The organism is Sulfurimonas sp., assembly GCF_028714975.1.
Lineage (GTDB): Bacteria > Campylobacterota > Campylobacteria > Campylobacterales > Sulfurimonadaceae > Sulfurimonas.
This window is the reverse complement of record NZ_JAQTLH010000009.1, coordinates 1-21,536: the sequence shown is the minus strand read 5'-3', so window position 1 is coordinate 21,536 and position 21,536 is coordinate 1. Positions and strand designations below refer to the sequence as shown.

Annotated in this window: 20 protein-coding genes, 1 tRNA gene and 1 pseudogene; 13 read left to right on the top strand and 9 right to left on the bottom strand. The window is 37.0% G+C overall.

Translation table 11 applies throughout. From position 1 onward, the window contains the following. Positions 1 to 198 precede the first annotated feature (198 nt). The 13 genes from PHQ93_RS08555 to PHQ93_RS08495 all read left to right on the top strand — a co-directional run bounded on the left by PHQ93_RS08555 (position 199) and on the right by PHQ93_RS08495 (position 12,883). The gene (locus PHQ93_RS08555) at positions 199 to 1,599 is read left to right on the top strand and encodes a hypothetical protein (protein ID WP_299943130.1); all 1,401 of its coding nucleotides are present in this window, start codon (positions 199 to 201) and stop codon (positions 1,597 to 1,599) included. Beyond that, on the top strand, positions 1,596 to 2,090 hold the full coding sequence (locus PHQ93_RS08550; RefSeq protein ID WP_299943128.1) for a hypothetical protein: 495 nt from the start codon (positions 1,596 to 1,598) through the stop codon (positions 2,088 to 2,090). The genes PHQ93_RS08555 and PHQ93_RS08550 overlap by 4 nt, the downstream gene beginning before the upstream one ends. Next, entirely contained in the window at positions 2,071 to 2,568 is a 498-nt protein-coding gene (locus tag PHQ93_RS08545) for a hypothetical protein (RefSeq protein ID WP_299943126.1), read from the top strand. Before PHQ93_RS08550 ends, PHQ93_RS08545 begins: the two co-directional genes overlap by 20 nt. Further along, a complete protein-coding gene (locus tag PHQ93_RS08540; protein ID WP_299943124.1) occupies positions 2,547 to 4,073 on the top strand; it encodes a hypothetical protein in 1,527 nt (508 codons plus the stop codon). Before PHQ93_RS08545 ends, PHQ93_RS08540 begins: the two co-directional genes overlap by 22 nt. Beyond that, positions 4,070 to 5,107, top strand: a complete 1,038-nt coding sequence (locus PHQ93_RS08535) for a hypothetical protein (protein ID WP_299943122.1) — start codon at positions 4,070 to 4,072, stop codon at positions 5,105 to 5,107. The genes PHQ93_RS08540 and PHQ93_RS08535 overlap by 4 nt, the downstream gene beginning before the upstream one ends. Next, entirely contained in the window at positions 5,100 to 6,959 is a 1,860-nt protein-coding gene (locus PHQ93_RS08530; RefSeq protein WP_299943120.1) for a type II secretion system protein, read from the top strand. Before PHQ93_RS08535 ends, PHQ93_RS08530 begins: the two co-directional genes overlap by 8 nt. Before the next feature lie 40 nt (positions 6,960 to 6,999). Then, positions 7,000 to 8,658, top strand: coding sequence for a GspE/PulE family protein (locus PHQ93_RS08525; RefSeq protein WP_299943118.1), 1,659 nt, complete (start codon positions 7,000 to 7,002; stop codon positions 8,656 to 8,658). Then, positions 8,658 to 9,866, top strand: a complete 1,209-nt coding sequence (locus PHQ93_RS08520) for a type II secretion system F family protein (protein WP_299943116.1) — start codon at positions 8,658 to 8,660, stop codon at positions 9,864 to 9,866. Before PHQ93_RS08525 ends, PHQ93_RS08520 begins: the two co-directional genes overlap by 1 nt. A 1-nt stretch (position 9,867) precedes the next feature. Beyond that, the gene (locus tag PHQ93_RS08515; protein ID WP_299943114.1) at positions 9,868 to 10,461 is read left to right on the top strand and encodes a response regulator; all 594 of its coding nucleotides are present in this window, start codon (positions 9,868 to 9,870) and stop codon (positions 10,459 to 10,461) included. Beyond that, positions 10,454 to 11,518, top strand: coding sequence for an ATP-binding protein (locus PHQ93_RS08510; protein WP_299943111.1), 1,065 nt, complete (start codon positions 10,454 to 10,456; stop codon positions 11,516 to 11,518). The genes PHQ93_RS08515 and PHQ93_RS08510 overlap by 8 nt, the downstream gene beginning before the upstream one ends. Before the next feature lie 148 nt (positions 11,519 to 11,666). After that, entirely contained in the window at positions 11,667 to 12,221 is a 555-nt protein-coding gene (locus tag PHQ93_RS08505) for a type II secretion system protein (RefSeq protein WP_299943109.1), read from the top strand. Positions 12,222 to 12,381: 160 nt separating this feature from the next. Next, entirely contained in the window at positions 12,382 to 12,597 is a 216-nt protein-coding gene (locus tag PHQ93_RS08500) for a hypothetical protein (RefSeq protein ID WP_299943107.1), read from the top strand. A 1-nt stretch (position 12,598) separates the two neighbouring features. Then, positions 12,599 to 12,883 (top strand): type II toxin-antitoxin system RelE/ParE family toxin, encoded by a 285-nt coding sequence (locus PHQ93_RS08495; RefSeq protein ID WP_299943105.1) that lies wholly within the window; start codon positions 12,599 to 12,601, stop codon positions 12,881 to 12,883. A 199-nt stretch (positions 12,884 to 13,082) separates the two neighbouring features. Here the strand turns inward: PHQ93_RS08495 and PHQ93_RS08490 are convergent. The 9 genes and pseudogenes from PHQ93_RS08490 to PHQ93_RS08450 all read right to left on the bottom strand — a co-directional run. Next, positions 13,083 to 13,172: transfer RNA gene (locus PHQ93_RS08490), tRNA-Ser, on the bottom strand. Between the two features lie 71 nt (positions 13,173 to 13,243). After that, complete coding sequence (gene pyrF / locus PHQ93_RS08485; RefSeq protein ID WP_299943103.1) at positions 13,244 to 13,927, bottom strand: orotidine-5'-phosphate decarboxylase; 684 nt, start codon at positions 13,925 to 13,927, stop codon at positions 13,244 to 13,246. 39 nt (positions 13,928 to 13,966) lie between these two features. Next, complete coding sequence (locus tag PHQ93_RS08480) at positions 13,967 to 14,584, bottom strand: tyrosine-protein phosphatase (protein ID WP_299943101.1); 618 nt, start codon at positions 14,582 to 14,584, stop codon at positions 13,967 to 13,969. A gap of 113 nt (positions 14,585 to 14,697) precedes the next feature. Further along, positions 14,698 to 16,644, bottom strand: a complete 1,947-nt coding sequence (acs, locus tag PHQ93_RS08475) for an acetate--CoA ligase (RefSeq protein WP_299943099.1) — start codon at positions 16,642 to 16,644, stop codon at positions 14,698 to 14,700. A 106-nt stretch (positions 16,645 to 16,750) separates the two neighbouring features. Further along, complete coding sequence (locus PHQ93_RS08470) at positions 16,751 to 17,371, bottom strand: 3'-5' exonuclease (protein ID WP_299943097.1); 621 nt, start codon at positions 17,369 to 17,371, stop codon at positions 16,751 to 16,753. A 2-nt stretch (positions 17,372 to 17,373) separates the two neighbouring features. Then, positions 17,374 to 19,188 carry a putative nucleotidyltransferase substrate binding domain-containing protein gene (locus tag PHQ93_RS08465; RefSeq protein WP_299943095.1) on the bottom strand — a complete coding sequence of 605 codons (1,815 nt, stop codon included), beginning with the start codon at positions 19,186 to 19,188 and terminating at the stop codon, positions 17,374 to 17,376. 146 nt (positions 19,189 to 19,334) lie between these two features. Beyond that, the gene (locus PHQ93_RS08460) at positions 19,335 to 20,999 is read right to left on the bottom strand and encodes a cation acetate symporter (RefSeq protein ID WP_299943093.1); all 1,665 of its coding nucleotides are present in this window, start codon (positions 20,997 to 20,999) and stop codon (positions 19,335 to 19,337) included. Further along, positions 20,999 to 21,313, bottom strand: coding sequence for a DUF485 domain-containing protein (locus PHQ93_RS08455; RefSeq protein ID WP_299943091.1), 315 nt, complete (start codon positions 21,311 to 21,313; stop codon positions 20,999 to 21,001). Before PHQ93_RS08455 ends, PHQ93_RS08460 begins: the two co-directional genes overlap by 1 nt. An 11-nt stretch (positions 21,314 to 21,324) precedes the next feature. Beyond that, positions 21,325 to 21,536: pseudogene (locus PHQ93_RS08450) on the bottom strand (hypothetical protein); the annotation flags it as partial.

The window sequence follows — 21,536 nt, the reverse complement described above, 5'->3', positions numbered from 1 at the left end:
TGTGGTTTTTTAAGGTTGAGATTATAGCATAAAGAGCATTTAGAGGTACTCTTTATATGTAAAAATTGCAAAAATCATATATATTAACAAAAAACACGGCTATATTAATTGCTTTTACAATCAAACTTAGCTACAATAACCCATTTTAGGAAGTATTACACATTTTTTTTTAAATTAAAAAATAATATAAGAGATTTTATGAACCGACTCTGTGCTTTAGATATACAAGATAATTATGTAATTGCCTTAGACATAGAAAAAAAAGGTAATGTTTATTCTCTTGCCGAACATCATATTATAGATTTATCGGAACTTCCGCTACACATAAAAAACAGAGAAAATTTCTTTCTTAGCATAGACCAAGATGAAGAAGTAGATGAAAAGGTCTCTCTTGCATCCGTTATAAAAAATGATGCTGTCATTAGGGGTTCGATTCTGCTAAAACTTGCAGAACAGACGGCTAACCGAAAGTTGATGTTTAACTATTATGAGATAGCGCAAAAAGAGAAGAGTGAAAACAGCACCTACCAAGTAGACGGAGTTTATGAAAAAGAGTATCTGGATAGACTCAATTTAATCGATGATATATCTCAAATAGAGAGTTCTACATTAAGCAAATTTGCTCTTTTTGGCATATCGCAAGAGTGCATAAAAGAGGAGAGTTACTTCTCTATATATACAAGTTCAAATAAAATTACTACGATTGCGGTTCATAAAAATGAGATTGTATATAGCCGTACAAACTCGGTGGTTGCAAGAAATGCAGAGTTAAGAATACTCAATATGGTAGCAGAGATTAATCAAACGATTAATTATGTAAAAGGGCAGTTTAGGGATATAAAATTCTCAACCATAGCTTTTAGCGGAACTATAGCCATAGACGACACTATTGCCGAACATCTATATCTGTCCATCTCTGATATAAACATAACAATTTTATATCCAAATACATTCATTCGCGGCATAGAAAATGAGGATGTTCAATCATATATAATTGCACTCGGGGCTCTTTTTGTACCTAAAAAATTTCAATTTTTACCGATTTCCGTGCATGGTATAAAACAGTACAAACTGGTTTCTAAAATTTTATTTATTGCATCTTTCGTACCTCTTTTAGTTCTCTCTTTTTTTACTGTTGAAAAATATTTATCTTATAGCGACTCATTTGAAAAATATGAAACAATTAAAGATAGATTGACCAAAATTGTTAAAAATACACAAACATATCCTCAAGGCGAGTTGCAAAAGAGCCTAAATTATCTCGAAATCGTAGAAAAGCATCTCGAGTATCATCCCGTAGACCTTATAACGGTATTAAAACCGCTTATAAAATTACAAAAAGCAGAGACTTTTGAGTGGAACTATATTGATGGAAATATTGAATTAAAGGCAGCATTTAAAAAATCTTTTAACACGCTAGAGTCTCTTTACGAGTTTGAAAAAAGATTTTATAAAGAGTTTGACGATATAAATATGACTTTAAAACACACCTATATAAAACAGACGGACTATAAAAAACTAAATTTTGCATCAACGGTAATTATAAACAATAAAAAAGAGGAGCCAAAAGCACCTATCGCGAGAAAGAGAAGAGGATGAAAAATATTATTATAATCACTATAAATCTTACTCTTAGCGTTTTAATGGTCGGGCTTATTTCATGGTTTGAAAATGAAAAAGTTAGGATAGAAGCTTTAAATAAAAAACATCAGCAAGAGATAAACAGACTACAAAAAATCTCTCAAATCAACTCTTGGCTGAAAGATTCAATTTACCCAATGATTAAGACTCAACCAAGCAGGTTTGATGAGGGAGCATTAAATATAGTAAGATTTTATGACAATAATGCACATAACTATAATATGTCTGTAGATAAATATTTTTATAAAGAGGATGTTTCTCAAAATATCGATTTTTCCTATAAGATAGACACTTACGGTGTTAGAAATATAAGAGAACTTGTAAATTTAGAGTATGAGGGTGGATTTTTGCAATTTTTAGAGTTCAAAACGGATAAAAAAAATATAACTGGTAAAATTCAGTTAATCCAGCCATATAACGGGGAGAGCAATGCAACTATATCTAAGTAACAAGCAGTTGGCGATACTGGTCTCTCCTTTTATAGTAGCTTCTGGTATCTACTTTTTTAATGAAGATATTGTTCCAAATGCAAGTTATCTATTTGCGAGTTATGAAGAGTACTCAAACAAAGAGCTAAGCCAAAAAGTAGATATGTACCTCAAAATAGAGGAAAAATATATGCTCTATAAAGAGATTCAAGAGAGAGTAAAGAAAAGAGAAGAAAATAGCGGGTGGATAGCGGATGAATTTTTTTATCCCGAGGAGAAAGTTGTAAATGCAGCTTCACAACAAGGTGAAAAAATTGTAGAAAAAGAGTACCACTACAAACTTGAAGCTCTCTACCCTAATGATAAAGTCGCTATAATAAACGGTGTTATTGTGCGAGAAGGCAGTAGTATTGAAGATGCAAAAGTGGTTGAGATTAAAGATAACAGTGTTTTATTAAAAAATAAAAAAGGATTAAAATGGCTCCATTTATTTCAGTAGTTTTTATAGCTCTATTTTTTTTAGGATGTGCTAACCATACTCCCGAATCAAAAAAATCGGATGAGATTGGCTCGGCTCAAAAGAAAAATATAAAAAGTGCAGGCAAAGAGATAGAAGAGTTTAAAAGTTTACCTAAAAACAGCAAAGCTCCAGCAATGGTTCTGCCTCAGGCATATCAAGATGTTTCGGTTTTCGATGATAGAAAAATTACATTTTCGGCTAAAGATGCAAATTTCCATAATGTCGTACACACTATGGCACAGCTCTCAGGTTTAAATCTTGTTATAGATAAAGATATAGATACAAGTACGGAAGTGACTATCTCGGTTAACGATGCTCCTCTAAAAGAGGCTCTTGATATTGTTATGAGCATCGCAGATTGTTTCTATGAGTTAAAAGGAAATATTCTTCATGTAAAACAGTTTGAGCAAAAAAGTTTTTTTATTCCATATGTACACTCAACAACTTCATATTCGACTGAACTAGGCGGCGATATGCTTAGTTCTGCAAAAAGCTCTTCGGGTGGCTCCTCAGGCGGGGGCTCAGGCGGTTCAGGCAGCGGTATAAAAGGGGAGTTTAAACTGAAATTTGACAATCCCGCAACGGTAAATAATTTTTATGAGCAGTTGGAAAAGAATATAGCCTCTCTTGTTAGCAAAGAAGGAAAATATACGCTAAATAGATTTAGCGGAATTTTAAATGTGCATGATAAGAGAAGCAATATCACTGCTATAGAGAGCGTTATAGAAAAGATTAAAAAACAGTCAAATAAACAAGTTCTTATAGAGGCAAAAATTTTAGAGGTAGTTTTAAATGACTCTCATTCATTGGGAGTTAGTTGGGATTCCGTGGCAAATAGTGTTCTAAGAAGCGGTGATCAGTTCCAATTTAGTCAAACTTTGGGATTAAGCGGTGCCGTTGCGGGGACTATGAACTATACTACAAAAAATTTCTCTTCGGTTATAACGGCGCTTAGCGAATCAGGAGATGTAGATACGCTCTCAAATCCTAGTATCAGCGTTTTAAGCGGTCAATCGGCTGCTATATCTTCAGGAAAACTGATGCCTTTTTGGGAAAAAGAGGTGCAGATTTCTCAAGGAACGGGCGGGTCTGCAAGTACAAGTTACGCAACATATAACCGTAGGGATGTTTTACACGGTATAACAATGGGTGTTACGCCTACCGTTATGGAGAATGGAAAGATTATGCTAAATGTCGTGCCGATAACATCGAGCATAGAAGATGTTGTAAACTATACTGACAACGGAGTGGTCGTGGCTTCGGCGCCTATACTAAATATAAAAGAGGCGGGAACGGTTATCTATGCAAAAGATAACGATATGGTTCTCATCGGCGGACTTATAAATAACTCTATCTCAAAAGAGAAAGAGAAAGTTCCTATGTTTGGAGATATTCCATTACTCGGAGGGCTCTTTACCAGATCGGCAGATAAAAACGAAAAACGAGAGCTTGTCATATTGATTAGACTAAAGATTATAGAATGATAAAATTATTAACGATATTTTGTTTTACTTTTGCTCTCTTTGCTTCGGATACGGTAGGTATCGGAGTACAAAAAAAAGATGAAAAAAAAGAGGAAGAGAAAAAAGTTGTCTATGCAGTACAACTGTTTGCTGAACAAAATATTGATTTGGCTAAGATAACACAGAGTAAAATTTCTAAAAATATCAAAGATGATGTTACACTTCATAAAATCGGTAACTATATAGTCGGTCGTTACGGTCAAAGCGAATCTTACAGCGAGATGAAAGTAAATTTGCAAAAAGCCCATGAAGCCGGATATAAAGGCTCTTATATAATAACTTCAACTAACTTGGATATGAAAAACAATTTAGTATCAGGTGAAATCAAAGAACAAGAAAAACAACTTCCTCAAGCACCAAAGACCGAAACAAAAGAACAAGATAAGCAAACTCCTCAAACTCCAAAAACTGAAAAAAACAGCAATCCAAAGATATCAAAATCCGACAAATCAAATATTCTCTTAAAAGCTCAAAATGCTTACGAAAAAGGCGATGAAAACGAAGCGATGATTTACTATGAGATGCTTCTTTCATCAGGCGAAAAAAGCCAAAAAATCAAGAACAATCTCTGTTATCTTTATGGAAAACGGGGTGCATGGCTTCAAGTAAAAAAGATTATAGATAGCGAGCAGTTTAACGGCAAACTAATCTATGCATATGCCTATGGAGCAGTGCAGGGCGACCAAGAGAACTATTATAGCGATTTATCCGAGTATATTATGGTTGATAAAAGCGGTCGTTTGATGCTTCTTAGCGGATATTATTTCGAAAAAAGAGATGATATGCAAAGAGCTGTTTCTTTTTACAAAATGGCGTATGAAAAAAATCCGTCCGATCTTTACAATATCTTTGCTTATGCCCGCATACTTGATATGCAGCAAAACAGAGAGGCTCTGTCTTTTTATAAAAAAATCTTAAGTAAGATTGATGCTTCTCATCCCCTGTATATTACGGTAAACGAGAGAATCAAAGAACTGGAGGGTGCAAATGGGTAAAAGAGGTTTTACGCTTATAGAGTTGTCAATCGTCTTAACCATCATTGGCTTAATGATTGGCGGTTCTTTTAAAGTTATGAAGATGATGAGAGAGAAAGCTAAAACTCAGGAGGCAAAAGAACAGGTTTTGGCAGCTAAAAATGCGGTTATAGGATACGCTTCAAAAGCGTATTATCTACCTCTAAACTCTGAATTTGATGCAAATTTATCTACTTCAAAAGACCCAAATCATCTAATGTTTTATGCAGCAGATAACAATCTTAAGTATGATGATATTTGTGCATTTAATTCAACTGCCTTAAAGGTAAATAACAAAGGAAGCACTATAGACAATGTCGCATTTGTAATGGCTCATGAGGGGGCAAACTACAATATGCAAACAGGCATAAATGCAAATACTATAAATATCTATACACCCTTTACTAAAATTGACGACAATGCAACTCCTATAAACAGAGCAGAGGATTATGATGATATAGTCGAGTGGGTCACGCTTGAACAGCTAAAAAATGAAGTCGGATGCGTAGATAAACCGTTTAGATTTATAACAGATAAACTTCCAAATGCAAAAGTAGGAGTTTTATATCCTGATTTAAATGCAAGTGCAGAAGCTAAGCTTGTAGTTGAAAATAATATTTCGATAGTTACTATAAGTTGTAATTCTGTTTCTCCAAAAGGTATAAATTTTGTATCTCCAAACTTTAGCGGAACACCGAGCGAGGCGGGAACGGCTACATTTAACTGCAGTGCAACGGAAACTGCGCCGAGCAGCAGAACTATAACAAAATCTTTTGTTATAACTATAGATCCGTATCTAAATAAAGCTAAAGACTTAAATTGTACACAAGATAGCGAATGTACAAGCGGGATATGTTATGCAGGTATCTGTCGCTCAGGTACGGCAAGTGAGCCTTGCGGTAATGGTGGAGATTGTCAAAGCGGCATATGCGTAAGTGGTATATGCCGCTCAGGGGTGGCATCGGACCCTTGTGTTACCGGCGGTGATTGTAAGAGCGGACTATGCATAGGCGGGGTATGTCAAGCAGGAGCAGTTACCAATAGTTGCAATAGAGGGAATGATTGTATAAGCGGTTTTTGTGCCGGCGGAGTTTGTACGACAGGTGCATTTGGTGTGGCTTGTGATAATGATAACGGCGACTGCAAAAGCGGCATCTGCTACAATGGGGTTTGCAGCGGTGCTATAGGGCAAGCTTGTGGTGGGGCAAATACGAATTGTTTAAGCGGTTATTGTGATAGCAATACCTCTAAATGTGCAATTACGCCGAGCGGCAGCGGTTCAGGCGGTGGCAGTGGCGGTGGCGGCGGTGGCGGCGGTGTGGCACCTTCGTGCACACTTGCAAGTTCTGTATCGGTAGTAAATATGAGTAATCCGGCAACTCTCAATTACACGATAGTCGGTGGTCCTGCCAGCGGAACTTTTTCTCCGGTAAGCGGGGGTTGTTCGAACTTTTCAAACTCTACAGGTGGAAGTTGCACGACTGCAAATCTGACAAGAAATACACTCTTTGCGTTAAGCGTTACTAATGCTTATGGTAGCGGTGCTTGCAGCACCGGTGTCTGTGTTGCAACTAAAACCGAATATCGTATCTACAACGATACAGGTGCAAGATGGGATTTCATGGTAGATGGAGTTTGTAGAAGAGTCAACAATAACAGTGAAATCACAACAACAGCACCTTTACGCCGCCTTAATGCAGGAGAGAGTATCATTCAGTATTCCAGTTCCAACACAACATGCAGTGGCGAAGTAGCAAGAATAACTTTCAATCAAGTCGTATGTGCAGATACTGATGCAGATGGCTTGGTCAATTTTTCCGGTGCCGACAGGTAGATAAAGCGTCAAAATGATTTTTTTAAAAAGGGGCTAAAATATGTCACAAGAAAATAAACCGATTGGTCAGCTTCTCGAAGAGTTAGGTTATATAAATAAAGAGCAGATTAAAGTTGCCCTTATTGCGCAAAAGGCAAGCCCTAAGTTTTTTGGAGAGATTCTTCAAGAGTTGGACTTCGTTACATCTGCCGAGGTTGCAGAGGCAATAGCAAAGCAGAGTAAGTTAGAGTATATAAACATAGAACAAATCGTGCCATCATCAGAAGCACTTTTGTTGATTCCGCAAAATGTGGCAAAGGCAAGAAACATACTCCCCATAAGCGTAGATGATACTACTTTGGTTGTTGCTACGCAAGATATTAATGACATAGCAACGCTTGATTACCTTAGAAAAATGTCAAGAAGAGATATAAAGTATGTTGTTGGCGATAAGAAGTCCATTGCCAGACATACGGAGATATTTTACTATCACTTAAGCAACCCTATAGAAGCTGAGATAGCCGAGATTGTAAAAAAAGCGCTAGAAAATGCAGAGATAAATGTTCCAAGACTTGTTGACCTTATCTTAAACAGCGCTATAAAAGATCGTGTAACAGATATCCATATCTCCCCCGAGAGTTCGGCTACGCATATTTTTTACCGCATTGATGGGGTTTTGCAGCACTACTACGCACTTCCGATAAAAGTACATCCTCAGATGGTAGCCCGCATAAAGATATTAAGCAACTTAGATATCTCCGAACAGAGAAAGCCTCAAGACGGCTCTTTTAGCTACGGGTTTTTAAATGAGACTTTTGATTTGAGGGTGTCGTCGCTGCCGACAAACTACGGTGAAAATATTGTAATGAGGCTTTTGGGTAAAAATGCATCTCTTTTTAGTTTGGCTCATTTAGGATTGACCGAGAAAAACAGCGCAAAGATAGAGAAGTATTTCTCAAAACCTTACGGTATTATCCTTATCGTAGGACCGACAGGAAGCGGAAAGACAACTACGCTCTATTCCGCTCTTCGCAGGGTAAACTCGCTCAAAAAAAATGTTTTAACCATTGAAGACCCGATTGAGTATAAATTTTCTTTTATCAAACAGACACAGCTAAACGAAAAAGCGGGCTATAACTTCAGCAGTGCCATCCGTGCGTTTATGCGTCAAGATCCCGATGTTATGCTCGTAGGTGAGATAAGAGATACCGAAACTGCAGAGCTTGCAGTTCGTGCCTCTATCACGGGGCACTTGGTTTTATCAACGCTACATACAAACGATGCCATAGGAACCATTCCGAGGCTAAATGACTTAAAAATTCCGCCATATCTTATAGGTTCGGGACTTTTAGCGGTTATTGCCCAAAGACTTATAAGAAAGTTGTGTCAAAACTGTAAAGTGCCGGTAGAAAAGAGCCGTGAAGAACTTATAGCGTCTGGCATTTCGGCGGAGATTTTGGATTTTTATGCAACCCATTCATTTTATGATGCTGTTGGTTGCGAGCATTGCAGAGGAACGGGATATAGCGGCAGACAGGCAATAGTCGAGATACTTGAAATCGATAAAGATATAGAGATGATGATAACTGCAGGTTCAACTACGCAAGAGATGCTTAGAGTCGCGCAAGAAAAAGGTATGCATACCATGAAAGATGACGGTTATATCAAAGCGATTTTGGGTATTACTACCATAGAAGAGATACATAGGGTTGTTAACTGATGTACTTTATGGTTACGACTATATCTTTAGACGGCAGAAAAAATGTAAATTTTATTGAGTCCAAAAGTTATGAGGATTTAGTAAAAAAACTGCAAAAAGATAAAGTAATAACACTAAAAATAACTCCGATTCCTCAATTTTTATCACCGTTGGTTCCAAAAGCCGGTAAAAAAGTATCTCCGGATGAGATTATAGAGATGATAGATAATTTGCATTTGGTTATAAAATCGGGTCTTCCGCTTTATCAAGGTATTATGGATTTAGCCGACGATACGGATAACAAAAGATTTAAAGATATGCTTTATGGTATCGCCAGTGACATAAACAACGGAAAATCCCTATCAATGGCATTTGAGCCTTATAAAGATGTTATGGGAACTATGATTATAAATCTTGTCCAAATCGGTGAAGATACGGGACAGCTTGAGCTAACACTAAAAAGAGGAGCCTCTTTTTTACGCCGCACGGTTGCTCTAAAGAAAAAGGCAAAGTCGGCACTAATATATCCATCTTTCGCGCTATTTGCCGTTGTTGGAGCGATGCTGGTGTGGATGATATATGTGCTTCCTCAAATGACAAGCTTGTTTAAAGAGATGGATGTAGAGCTTCCGGCTATGACGCTTTTTATGATGGGCTTATCTGATTTTTTGGCGAATTATATAGGATATATGTTTTTAGGCATTATTATATTTTTTATACTCTTTAAGATAGCCCATAAAAAATATGAGCGGGTTCGTTGGTATACGGATAAGCTGCTTTTAAAAATTCCGGTTATAAAAGAGGTGATATCTAGTTTTAACATTGCGTTTATATCCGAGTACCTGAAACTGGCGGTAGTATCGGGCATCCCTATATACGGCGCACTGGATACACTTGGTAAAAATATCGGTAACGAGCTTTTTAAAAAAGCAATAAGCAGTGCCACACACGATATATCAAGAGGTTCTCAGCTCTCCGCGGCATTTTTAAAAACGAAAATGTTTACAACTTTTATGATAAGAATGTTGGGCGTAGGAGAGTCTTCGGGAACCCTTGAAAATCAACTTAACATAATCTCGGAATATTATTATGAAAGAGTAGACAACTATGCGGAAAATATCGGAAAAATTATCGAGCCGGTTGTTCTTATAGTGGTAGGAAGTTTTATGGCTCTTGTTATGGTAGGATTAATGGGACCTATGTATGATCTTGTAAGCGGGATAAAGTAGAGTGAAGAAATTGCTTTTAGTTGATGACGATATTGCTTTAAGAAAACAATTCTGTTTTACATTTGAAAAAGAGTATGTGATACATGAAGCGTCAAACGCTAAAGAAGCGTTTGATATCATGGATAAGGTAAGATTCGACATCGCTCTTGTAGATCTTGGATTGCCCCCTTATGAAAACAGTTATCATGAGGGTAGGTTGATAATCTCAAAATTTCTTCTCTTGCATCATACTAAAATAATAGTTTTAACAGGGCAGGAGAGCAGAGAGTATGCAAAAGAGCTTATTGATTTGGGAGTTTTTGATTATCTCCTAAAACCCGTAAATATTCCGACTCTCTCAGCTTCACTAAAAAGAGCTTCTTTTTTTATAGATAATGAAGCAAATAGGGATGAGAGCGGTGTTAAACTCTCATTTAAAGCCAATTTTGCGGACGGTTTAAAAAACATTTCGGATGAAGCGCAAAAACAGTTGCTTTTGGCAGTTTTAAAAAAAACTGATTTCAATATCTACCAAAGCGCCAAGATTTTAGGCATAAGTAGAGAGAATTGCTACTATTTCTTAAAAAAATTCGGGATTGAGAGAGCAGATGCTTGAGGTTATTTATCCGATTTTAACCATCATGGGACTAACCATTTTAGGGGTCGTGTTTTACTTTAGTTTTGAGTTAAAACATATTTTAAAGATTTTATCCATACTCTCAAAGATTAAAACAAACAATAGTTTGGATGCTAAAGAGTATATAGACTCGATTGCCCTGCAACTCCGCCCCATAGGAATAGAAGATATTTCATACAAACTCTCATACTCCAACAGCACCGTATCGTATGAAAACACCATTTTAAAAGAAGTTTCTTTAGTAGAAACAACACTTCAAGATAACTTGGTAAGCGGCAATCTAGGTATATATGTAAAAAACAACAAAGGCGAAAGAAAGATTTTAAACACTCTTATTTTGCACATTATAACTCTTCAAGTTATAAACCAGATTCATTCAAAAATATATACGAACAATGAAAGTTTTGCAAAACTGCTGCAACTTCAAACATATATGATGCATGACCTTAAAAATATTTTACAATTTTTTCAGGCCATGCAGTACAATGTAGCGACTTTGCATACGGATGAAGAGAAATCCCGTTTTATACACTATCTGCAAAACAACACGGAACCGGTAAATAAAAAAGTGAGTAACATACTAACACTATTAAAGATAGGCTCAAGCCAAAATAAAGAAGATAGTTATGAAGAAGTCTCTTTAGCCGCCGTGTTTAGGGAGTATGCAAATTTTTATCTACTTGAGTGCAGCATTGAAGGCGATGCTGTTATATACACAAACAAAGAACATATCACGGCTATAGCGGACAATATCCTTGGAAATATTTACGATAAAAAACTACTGCAGAGCGATATAGCGTGTCAAGTCATAATTGAAGAACAAAAAGATAAGATATGTATAACACTTAGCGATAACGGTTATGAGTTTAAAAATCCGTTAGAGGTTTGCGAACCGTTTTACACTACAAAACAAGGCGGAATAGGCATAGGGATGTACCAAGCAGCAGGTGCGGTAAAACTGCTAAACGGTACGATTGTTTGTAAAAATGTTAGCGAACATCCGCAAATAGTTATAACTATTCCTACCAATAGATAAAGTACTTTGCCCGTCACTGCGAGACTTCGAAGAAGTCGCGGCAGTCTATTTTAGAAATATCCATAAATGTAAAAAAAATTTACACCTTGTTTTTTTTCGTATATTTCCGATATACTAAATGTAAATAAAAATAGAAGGAATTCTTAAGATGAGAAAAGGTTTTACACTTGTAGAGTTATCAATTGTATTGGTAATCATAGGTTTGTTGATTGGCGGTGTGCTTAAGGGCAAAGCTATGATAGATAGTACAAAACAAAAGCGCGTAAAAGCGGATGTAGACGGTATAGTTGCGGCAGTTTATGCTTATCAGGATAGATTTGGTGCACTTCCTGGAGATAATCCGAGTCCGGTTACGGCAGGTTGTGCGGCAGGAAACGGGAATGGTCTGATTGAGACTGCGGCTGAGCAGATTTGTGCGTGGAGAGATTTGATTACTGCAGGGTTTGTAGCGGGTAATCCGGCCTTAACCACTGAGGCTACTGTTTCAAAAAGAAGCCCGTATGGCGGTATATATGCATTTAGAAACGGTACGGTAGGAGATAGAAATGGGAACTATATTCTTATAAACAATATACCGTCAAATGTTGCTCAAACTATGGATTTTAAATATGACGATGATGTTTGGAATACCGGTGATGTACAAGGTAGTGTTACATATCCTGCTGTTCCTGCAAGTATAGATGTAAGTTGGTTCGCTTTCTAAAATTTTTACCTTTTTTCTCATTCCCATCAGCTTGATGGGAATGCATGCTTCAATCTAAAAAATCATAAAATCTTCGCGAACCACATTGTAATTGGGTGTTCTTTTGATTTTTATCTTTAAAGGTGTATAATTATGCACTTAATATGGGAGTGATAAAACTATGAATACTGTTAGATTAAACATAACATTACCTGCTTCTCTAAATGATGAAATAAACCATTTTGCTGAAGAATTAAACGAGAAAAAAAGCCATATCATCGTCTCTGCACTTGAGATGTACTTTGATTATCTTGATATCAGAGTGGCAGAGAAAAGACTTAATGATAATGAACCTACTTTTACGCTTGATGAAGTTAGAAAAGAACTAGGACTCTGATTTGTATATTCTTAAATTAAATCAATCTGCAAAAAAAGATTTAAAAAGTATAGATAGACAAAATCAGGTTTTTATTCTTGATTCTTTGGAAGATTTTATACGAAATTTCTCTAGCGACTATGAAAAATCTCTTATGCACTCAGGCAAAATTAAAAAGCTTCAAGGGCAAAAAGAGCTGCTTTACCGTTTAAAACTTCGCTCATATAGAGTTATATACAAAAAGTATGAAGATAAACTTATTATCTTAGTCGTGCATATAACCACTCGTGAAGGTGCGTATAAATAATTTTTTATAAATATGCTCCGCCAATTCTAAAAATAAGTGCAACTTGCTCAATTTTTAGGACATGCAAATACTCAAATGGTTTATGATGTTTATGTAGTCATATAGAATCAAATTATAAAGATTTTGATAAGTCTATGTCTATGTAAGGGATTTTTCAGTTTTTAAAAAAGTGCTTGAAAGTTCGTAAAATAAGGCTTGGTGGTGGACGAGGAGGGATTTGAACCCTCGGTACAGTTACCCATACGCATCCTTAGCAGGGATGTGGTTTCAGCCGCTCACCCACTCGTCCGTTTGAAGAGTGCAATTATAATCATATCTACATAATATACAGCTTAAGAAAGTGCCTCTGCTCTATGTTTTTTAAATTTGCTCTAATATTTTCTTAACTACTTCTGATGGGTTTTGGGATTTATAAATCGGGCGACCGACGACTATAAAATCTACGCCTGCGCTCTTTGCATAAGCAACATCTGCTACTCTTTGCTGATCTCCTGCATCTTCTCCAAATGGGCGAATCCCCGGAGTCAGAGTCATAAAAGCTTTATCGGTTATGTTTTTTATAGACTTGCTCTCATAAGCCGAGCAGACAACACCATCAAGTCCGCTCTCGTGCGCGTCTTTTGCAAATTGGTCGGCTTTTTGTGAGATTGAATCCTCATAAACCTCACTAAACTCATCTTCGCTAAATGATGTAAGAGCGGTTACGGCTAAAACGATAGGGCGGTTTTCGTATAAACCAAGTCTATCCATAACCTCTTTCATAGCGCGTTTTCCTGCACTTGCGTGAACATTAAACATATCAACGCCGAGTCCCATAATAGACTCTGCGGCATCTGCCATCGTGTTTGGTATGTCATAAAGTTTTAAGTCCAAAAATATCTTAAAGTCGGGATTTATCTTTTTTATATCTTTTAAAAACTCTTCTCCGTCGCGGATATATGAACGAAGACCGACTTTTAGCCAGATAGGATACTCTTTTATTTTGTTGATTAAATCTAAATTTTCTTGTTTTGTAGGTAAATCAAGGGCTACACAAAGCTGCATTTTAACTCTTTATATTTTAGTAATTGAATTATAGCATTTTTACGATTTCAATTGATTTATAGTCGCTTCTTTGCCTGCACTTCTTGGTTTATAGTTCATCAAAAAGTCGCCTTTGCTCTCTCCGTTGGCAAAACTGCTTTTGTATCCAAAACCTTGAACTATAAATCTAGTTTTCGCTCTAGCGTCGCTATTGCTCCATTTTTCATACTCTATTCTATAAATCGCGCTGTATATTTCTGCTCTGCCTACTCCATGGTAGCAATGCACCAGAATCGGATAGTTATCGCTATTATCTAAAACTTTAAAAAATTTGTTTAATGTCTCTTTTGTCGGGGTTTGAGTTGATGGGATATTTATATGAACTACGGCTGTATTGTATTTTTGATTGTATTTTTTTACGGCACTCTCTTCTTTGTCTATATTTTCTTGTTTATCTAAATTTAGAGTATCTTGCAGGCTGGGATTTTGTAAATCAATAACCGTTTTAATCTTATACTCTTTTAAATATTTGTCTAATTTATCAGGATTAATCAAGCCGGATTTATAAACTTTATCTTTGCTTATCTCTTCAAATCCGTAATTATAGTTCTCATGCCATACATAATATGCACCGATAGCTAAAACTATTGCGCCAAAAAGTTTTAAAATATTTTTCATTAACTTTTACCTAAGTCGGTATTTGAGGGATAATTATATCGAAGATTTACGGTATGCAACTTCTCCCCGATTGAGGTAGAAGTTACAATTTTTATAATACAGATTTGGTTAAACTATTTTTTTACCATAGACTCTATTTTTTCAACTATACTCGGGTCTTCAAGAGTTGATATATCTTGAGTTATTGCTTCGCCTTTTGCGATTGAGCGAAGAATCCTTCTCATAATTTTACCAGAGCGAGTTTTCGGTAGTCCCGGAACAAATACTACATCATCACAAAGAGCGATATTTCCTATCTCTTTTTGGATAACTTTGTTGATAGCTTTTACCTCTTCAACTTCATCGGCTACACCGTTGTCCGATTTTAAAACGATGTAAGCAAAGATGCCTTCGCCTTTTATCTCATGAGGTTTTCCTACAACTGCAACTTCAGCTACATTTGGATGTTTTTTAACGGCTGCTTCAACTTCAGCCGTACCCATACGATGACCTGAAACATTGATAACATCATCAGTTCTACCCGTAATTGTGATGTAGCCCTCTTCATCATAGATAGCGCCGTCACCCGTAAAGTAAACAGGTTTGCCATCTTTTTTTACATCGCCGAAGTAAGATTTTACAAATCTCTCTTTATCTCCCCAGATGTTTCTTATCATTGACGGCCAAGGACGAGTTACGCACATAAGACCTTTTTCGCCGACTTCAGCTTTAACGCCGTTTTCATCTAAAATCTCAGCCATAATTCCAGGAAGAGGGAATGTCGCGCATGCAGGTTTGATCGGAGTTGCTCCCGGAAGAGGCGATACGATATGTCCGCCTGTCTCTGTCTGCCAGTAAGTATCGACTATTGCGCATTTGCCACCGCCGATAGCTTCATAGTACCATTTCCATGCCGGAGGATCGATAGGTTCTCCGACCGTTCCTAGAACTTTTAGAGAAGAGAGGTCATATTTTGCAGGTTCTGCTTCACCCATTTTGTGTAAAACACGGATAGCTGTCGGAGCAGTATAGAACTGGTTGATTTTATACTCTTCAACCATTTTCCAAGGTCTTCCCGCATCAGGATAAGTCGGAACTCCCTCAAACATAATAGTTGTTGCACCCATTGCAAGCGGTCCGTAAACTATGTAAGTGTGTCCTGTAATCCAGCCTACATCGGCAGTACACCAGTAAGTATCGTTCTCTTTTACATCAAAAACCCACTCCATCGTCATTTGCGCCCAAAGGATATATCCTGCTTGATTATGTTGAACGCCTTTAGGTTTGCCTGTACTTCCTGAAGTGTAGAGCAAGAAAAGAGGGTCTTCCGCATCCATAACTTCCGGTTCACAAATAACGCCTTGATGCTTGATAAGTTCGTTATAAGAGTAGTCTCTTCCTGCAGTCCATGTCACATCTTCGCCGTTTCTCTCAACAACTAAAACTTTTTTTACAGGAGTATCGCCTTTTAATGCTTCGTCAACAACAGGTTTAAGCATATACGGTTTATCTTTTCTGTAAGCACCATCCGCCGTAATAACCACTTTTGCCTCTGCATCTATGATTCTGTCTTTTAGTGCTTCAGCTGAGAATCCGCCAAATACGATAGAGTGAATTGCACCGATTCTAGCACAAGCAAGCATTGCATAAGCAGCTTCTGGAATCATCGGCATATATATAACGACTCTATCACCCTTTTGTACGCCAAACTCATTTTTGAGCAGGTTTGCAAACTTGTTTACATTGTAGTAAAGCTCTAAGTATGTGATGATTTGCTTGTCGCCTCTGTCGCCCTCAAAAATAATCGCAGCTTTGTTTTTACGGTTATTTAAGTGACGGTCGATACACTGAACTGAGACATTTAATTTTCCGCCATCAAACCACTTCACAAACGGTGCGTTGCTCTCATCCAAAACAGTATGAAACGGCTCCATCCACTCTAATTTCTCTTTTGCGTAACTTCCCCAAAAACCTTCATAATCTCTCATTGCAAACTCTTGCAATTCTTGATACTCACACATATTTTTTATTCTAGCATTTTTGCTAAACTCTCTATTTGGTTTAAAAACTTCTCTTTGCATTATTTCTTTCCTTGTTCTTATTTAATTTTAAAACGATGTCGGAAGTAATTCCGCCATCTACGCTAGCCGCTAAGGCACTAAAGCTTGCCTCTTGCGAGGCAGACACTCACTTTTTCTTTGAAAAAGTAAGATTTAGGTATATCATAGCCGTCATGATTGCATCATTTACGGCATTGTGTACTCCCATGTTGGGAATACCGCAGTTTTTTAAGATTGTATCAAACCGTAAATCAATATTTCCTTGTGGAATTAGTGAAATGGTTTTATCAAAGTATATTTCTGAAACTTCAATCATTCTGTTAGGGAGTGTTATTCCAAGGAGCGGTTTTGTGTATTTGTTTATCATACTCACATCAAACTCCAAATAATACCCTATAAGTGGTCTTGAACCCACAAAATTTAAAAACTCTACAATGCCCTCCTTTGTTGTTTTTGCGTTTTTCAAATCAAACGGACGAATCCCGTGAATCTTAATGCTTTTTGAACTTATCTCTTTTGAATTTTGTAAAAAAACTTCAAAAGTTTGAGATGTTAAGATTTTGTTATCTTTTATCTTTACGGCTCCGATGGAGAGTATCTCATCCTCTTTTGGATTTAGTCCCGTGGTCTCCGTATCAAAAACTACATACTCGCCGCTCAAATCTTTCTCAAACAAAAACTCAAAATTTTTATCTTTTAGCTTTTTGCGATTTGAGTTGGTTTTGAACTTGGATATAAAATCAAACATCGCTAAACTACCATATTTAGATGAAAGTGAAAACTCATAAATTTTTTAAATTTATTTATGATTTTAAAACTGTCTTTTAGCAAATCTCTTTGGTTTTTCTCTAAATTTCTAGGGTTAATGTAGTTTGCTTCGTCTATAGTTTTTGCTTCTAACATCGCTTTTAGTCTTATGGAGCTAAGCGTGTCAAAACTCTCTATGAGTTCGGTAGCAAATGTTTTATCTATTACTCCAAGATTGTTTAACTCTTTGATTCTCTCTATGGTGTTTGTCGCTTTTATCTCATACTGGATTGAGAGTGTTCTTACCCCGTGAACGAGAGCGAAAATCCCTCCTTTTTTTAAGTCGAGTCTGTTGTTATACTCTTTCTCAAGTACAAAACCTGAAAATAGAGAGAGTGGCGTTTCAAAGTTAAGTACCGCTTTTGCAATATGAGCCAAAACATCGTCTCTTGAGTGAAAACTGCTATGAAGATATGTCGTCAGTTCATCAAGAAGCGTACAATCTCCGGCAACACACTTTGCATCTAAAAAAATACTTAGATTTTGAACACTCTCATCGCTCATATCGTATGTCCACTTCTCTATGAGTTCTTTGTACGAGCTTGAATTCCTGCGCCAAAACTCGTTGCTGACCATTACGCCGCCGTTGCACTTTGGAAATCCAAGTTCTAGCAAATATGAGTTTAACTGCATCATAGGCTTGACAAAAAGCTCCACATCTACGCCGTTTTTAATGATAAGAGCGTTATCCTGATCGCTTCTTAGCGTCTGTTCCTCTCTGCCTTCACTACCCATAACTATAAGAGCACATTTGTCTCTTAGCTCTTCGCAAACGCACATCTCAAAAACTTTTTTATACACTTTGTAATTAAGAGTTGCGATAAGCTTTGTGATATATCTTACCTTAACGCCTTTTGCACGAAGTGTGACTATAAGGTTTCTAAAATCCTTTTCAATAGCTTTTAAATCATCAAAATTTGAGGCTTTATCTATCTGAACGGCAACAAGATGCGAATGGCTGGCAAAGTAACTAAGCAGATCTAGCTGCTCCAACACGCCTACGATTTTTTCATTTTCAAGCACTACGACTCTCTTTATCGCATTGTGCGTCATAAGCAGAAGTGCATTAAATAAAAAGTCGTTTATATCTATAGTTATAAGATTTTTTGATGCAATTGTCGAGATTTTTTTACTTGTATCGTTATCTCCTAGAAGAACTCTCTCTCTTAGGTTTGTATCCGTTACAATCGAGTACCCATCAGAATCTTTTACTATAATGACTTTTGCTCTTAACTTTTGTTGTTGTTTTAGTGCTTCATATATACTATCATCAGCATTTACCACGCAAGCCGTATGCAGAAATATATCCGAGACTTTTGAGATAAGAAACGGAGATAAATCACTCTGCTGGTCATACTCTTTTAGCTGCTGATGGCGGGTTATAAAATCTTGTAAAAAGTAGCCCTGTACTTTTTTGTCTTGCATCAAATCTAAAAAATCATCTTTTTTTATCTCATAACAGATAAGATCTTCATCAACAATGAATTTGGCTTTTGTTTTTCCATAAATGATTGCATCCGCGTCAAAACTATCTCCTGCACCGTAGACATTATGAATCTCATCATCTATATACTCTGTAACCGAACCTTTGATGATAATGTAAAAAGCGATTGAGGAGATTGTAGGCGAGATAAGAAGAGTGCTGTTTGGATAGTAAGCAATGTCAATTTTGCTCATCAGATTATCCATGGTTGTTGAACTTAGAAGCTCAAACGGATGAATAGACTCAATAAGTTTTCTTTGATCTTGTATGCTCACAAAAAATATCCTTTTTATCTGATGTTAAGCACTAAAACGAACTCGTCCGTTTTAGTGGCAGGGACACATTGTCCCTTGCATCCCCTAAAGCTACAAAAAGCAAGCTTTTTGAGATTGGGAGCTATGTCTCACAATTTGCAAAACGGTTAGTGACTAGCTGCACCCTCTGCACCGATACCTGTTTGTGCTCTGATAAACTGAGCATCAAATAGTTCTTGTTCCTCTTTTGCACTCTCTGATTTATCGGTAATCGAGAAGAACCATGTACCGACAAACGCAAGTGTTACAGAGAAAAGTGCCGGATATTCATAAGGAAAAATTGCCGCTTTGTTTCCAAGTATACTTACCCATACAACAGGGCTTAAAATCACAAGCAATACTGCACTTCCAAGACCTAACGCACCGCCTATAACCGCACCGCGAGTTGTTAGTCTTCTCCAGTACATTGAAAGTACAAGAATTGGGAAGTTCGCAGATGCCGCAATAGCAAACGCAAGACCTACAACAAACGCGATGTTTTGGTTTTCAAACGCAATACCTACGATAATAGCAATAACACCAAGAGCGATTGTAGCCATTTTAGAAACTCTCATCTCTGTCATTGAATCTACTCTGCCTTTTCTAAATACTGAAGCATAAAGGTCGTGAGAGATTGCCGAAGCACCTGCAAGCGTAAGACCCGAAACAACCGCTAAAATAGTAGCAAACGCAACAGCCGAGATAAATCCTAAGAAGAAGTCGCCGCCTACTGCATGACTTAAGTGAATAGCAGCCATATTGCTTCCGCCTAAAATCGGATATCCGCCGCTTGCCGCATGTTTAACCGCATCCAAATACTCAGGTTTTTGAAATACCATAACGATAGCACCAAAACCGATGATAAAAGTAAGGATATAGAAATAACCTATAAATCCTGTTGCATAGAAAACTGATTTACGAGCCTCTTTCGCATCATTAACCGTAAAAAATCTCATCAAAATATGTGGAAGACCAGCTGTACCGAACATAAGTGCAATCGCAAGCGAAATCGCTGAGATAGGATCACTTACAAGTCCGCCCGGGCTCATAATTTGTACACCTTTAAGTTCTGTTGCATGTTGGAAAAGTGAACCGAAACTAAAGTCATAATGTGCCATAACGGCAATTGCCATAAATGAAGCACCGGAAAGCAGTAAAAATGCTTTAATGATTTGAACCCAAGTAGTAGCAAGCATACCGCCAAACGCAACATATAAAATCATAAGAACACCGACTAATACAACCGCCATCTCATATGAGAGACCAAAAAGAAGTTGGATAAGTTTTCCTGAACCGACCATTTGTGCAATTAGATACAAAATAACTGTTGCAATAGAACCTGAAGCAGCTAAAGTACGGATAGGTGTTTGTTTAAGTCTGTACGAAGCAACATCGGCAAAAGTATATTTACCTAAGTTTCTAAGAGGCTCTGCAATTAAAAAAAGAATTACCGGCCAGCCTACTAAAAATCCGATAGAGTAAATCAGACCGTCGTAACCTTTCATATAAACAAGACCGGAGATCCCTAAAAATGAAGCAGCCGACATATAATCGCCCGCAATTGCCATACCGTTTTGAAAACCTGTAATTCCTCCGCCTGCAGTGTAAAAATCTTTTGCACTTTTAGTCTTTTTTGCAGCCCAGTAAGTAATACCCAGAGTTGCTCCGACAAAGATTAAAAACATTACGATAGCAGACATATTAAGCGGCTGTTTTTCAACTTGACCCGAGAGTGCATCGGCTGCAAAAATTGCTCCTGTTGCAAGGATTAAAAAGGTGAGTATTCTATGCATTAATGTTCCTTAATTGAGTTTTTGACGCTATTTGATAGATCATCAAATTCGCCGTTTGCTCTTTTTGTGTAGATTCCCGTAAGCACGATTGCAAAAATGATGATGCCCATGCCCACCGGAATCCCGATAGTCGTAACAGAACCGTTAGAGAGAGGTGTTCCCAAAAAAGAGGGGTTAAACGCAATCAATAGTATAAATAGAAAGTAGACCGTAAGCATCATAATAGAGAGCTTTACGGCAAAGCTGTTTCTCGTAGAGATAAGCTTTTGGTAGTCTGGATTTGACTTTATTTTTTCAACAAGTTCTTTGTTCATCTTTTTTTCCCTTAAAAATTATAGTTAGCGATAAATCTATATTCATCCCAACCTGTTGTTGCACCTGCTGCATTTACATTGAAGTCGTTTGCATAATTTGCACGAAGACGAAGCTGTAAGTTTTTAACTATGCTTGGATTGTAGATAATGTCAAAACCGCTCTCGCTTGCATTATCGTATGTGTAACCGTTATACTTTGCCATATCAAATTTTGCATAGTAGA

Coding starts and splice junctions, on each gene's coding strand:
- PHQ93_RS08460 (WP_299943093.1), bottom strand. CDS start 20,999: ATGCATAGAATACTCACCTTTTTAATCCTTGCAACAGGAGCAATTTTT.
- PHQ93_RS08470 (WP_299943097.1), bottom strand. CDS start 17,371: ATGTTTGATTTTATATCCAAGTTCAAAACCAACTCAAATCGCAAAAAG.
- PHQ93_RS08525 (WP_299943118.1), top strand. CDS start 7,000: ATGTCACAAGAAAATAAACCGATTGGTCAGCTTCTCGAAGAGTTAGGT.
- PHQ93_RS08550 (WP_299943128.1), top strand. CDS start 1,596: ATGAAAAATATTATTATAATCACTATAAATCTTACTCTTAGCGTTTTA.
- PHQ93_RS08455 (WP_299943091.1), bottom strand. CDS start 21,313: ATGAACAAAGAACTTGTTGAAAAAATAAAGTCAAATCCAGACTACCAA.
- PHQ93_RS08510 (WP_299943111.1), top strand. CDS start 10,454: ATGCTTGAGGTTATTTATCCGATTTTAACCATCATGGGACTAACCATT.
- PHQ93_RS08555 (WP_299943130.1), top strand. CDS start 199: ATGAACCGACTCTGTGCTTTAGATATACAAGATAATTATGTAATTGCC.
- acs (WP_299943099.1), bottom strand. CDS start 16,644: ATGCAAAGAGAAGTTTTTAAACCAAATAGAGAGTTTAGCAAAAATGCT.
- PHQ93_RS08540 (WP_299943124.1), top strand. CDS start 2,547: ATGGCTCCATTTATTTCAGTAGTTTTTATAGCTCTATTTTTTTTAGGA.
- PHQ93_RS08480 (WP_299943101.1), bottom strand. CDS start 14,584: ATGAAAAATATTTTAAAACTTTTTGGCGCAATAGTTTTAGCTATCGGT.
- PHQ93_RS08505 (WP_299943109.1), top strand. CDS start 11,667: ATGAGAAAAGGTTTTACACTTGTAGAGTTATCAATTGTATTGGTAATC.
- PHQ93_RS08530 (WP_299943120.1), top strand. CDS start 5,100: ATGGGTAAAAGAGGTTTTACGCTTATAGAGTTGTCAATCGTCTTAACC.
- PHQ93_RS08520 (WP_299943116.1), top strand. CDS start 8,658: ATGTACTTTATGGTTACGACTATATCTTTAGACGGCAGAAAAAATGTA.
- PHQ93_RS08535 (WP_299943122.1), top strand. CDS start 4,070: ATGATAAAATTATTAACGATATTTTGTTTTACTTTTGCTCTCTTTGCT.
- pyrF (WP_299943103.1), bottom strand. CDS start 13,927: ATGCAGCTTTGTGTAGCCCTTGATTTACCTACAAAACAAGAAAATTTA.
- PHQ93_RS08545 (WP_299943126.1), top strand. CDS start 2,071: ATGCAACTATATCTAAGTAACAAGCAGTTGGCGATACTGGTCTCTCCT.
- PHQ93_RS08500 (WP_299943107.1), top strand. CDS start 12,382: ATGAATACTGTTAGATTAAACATAACATTACCTGCTTCTCTAAATGAT.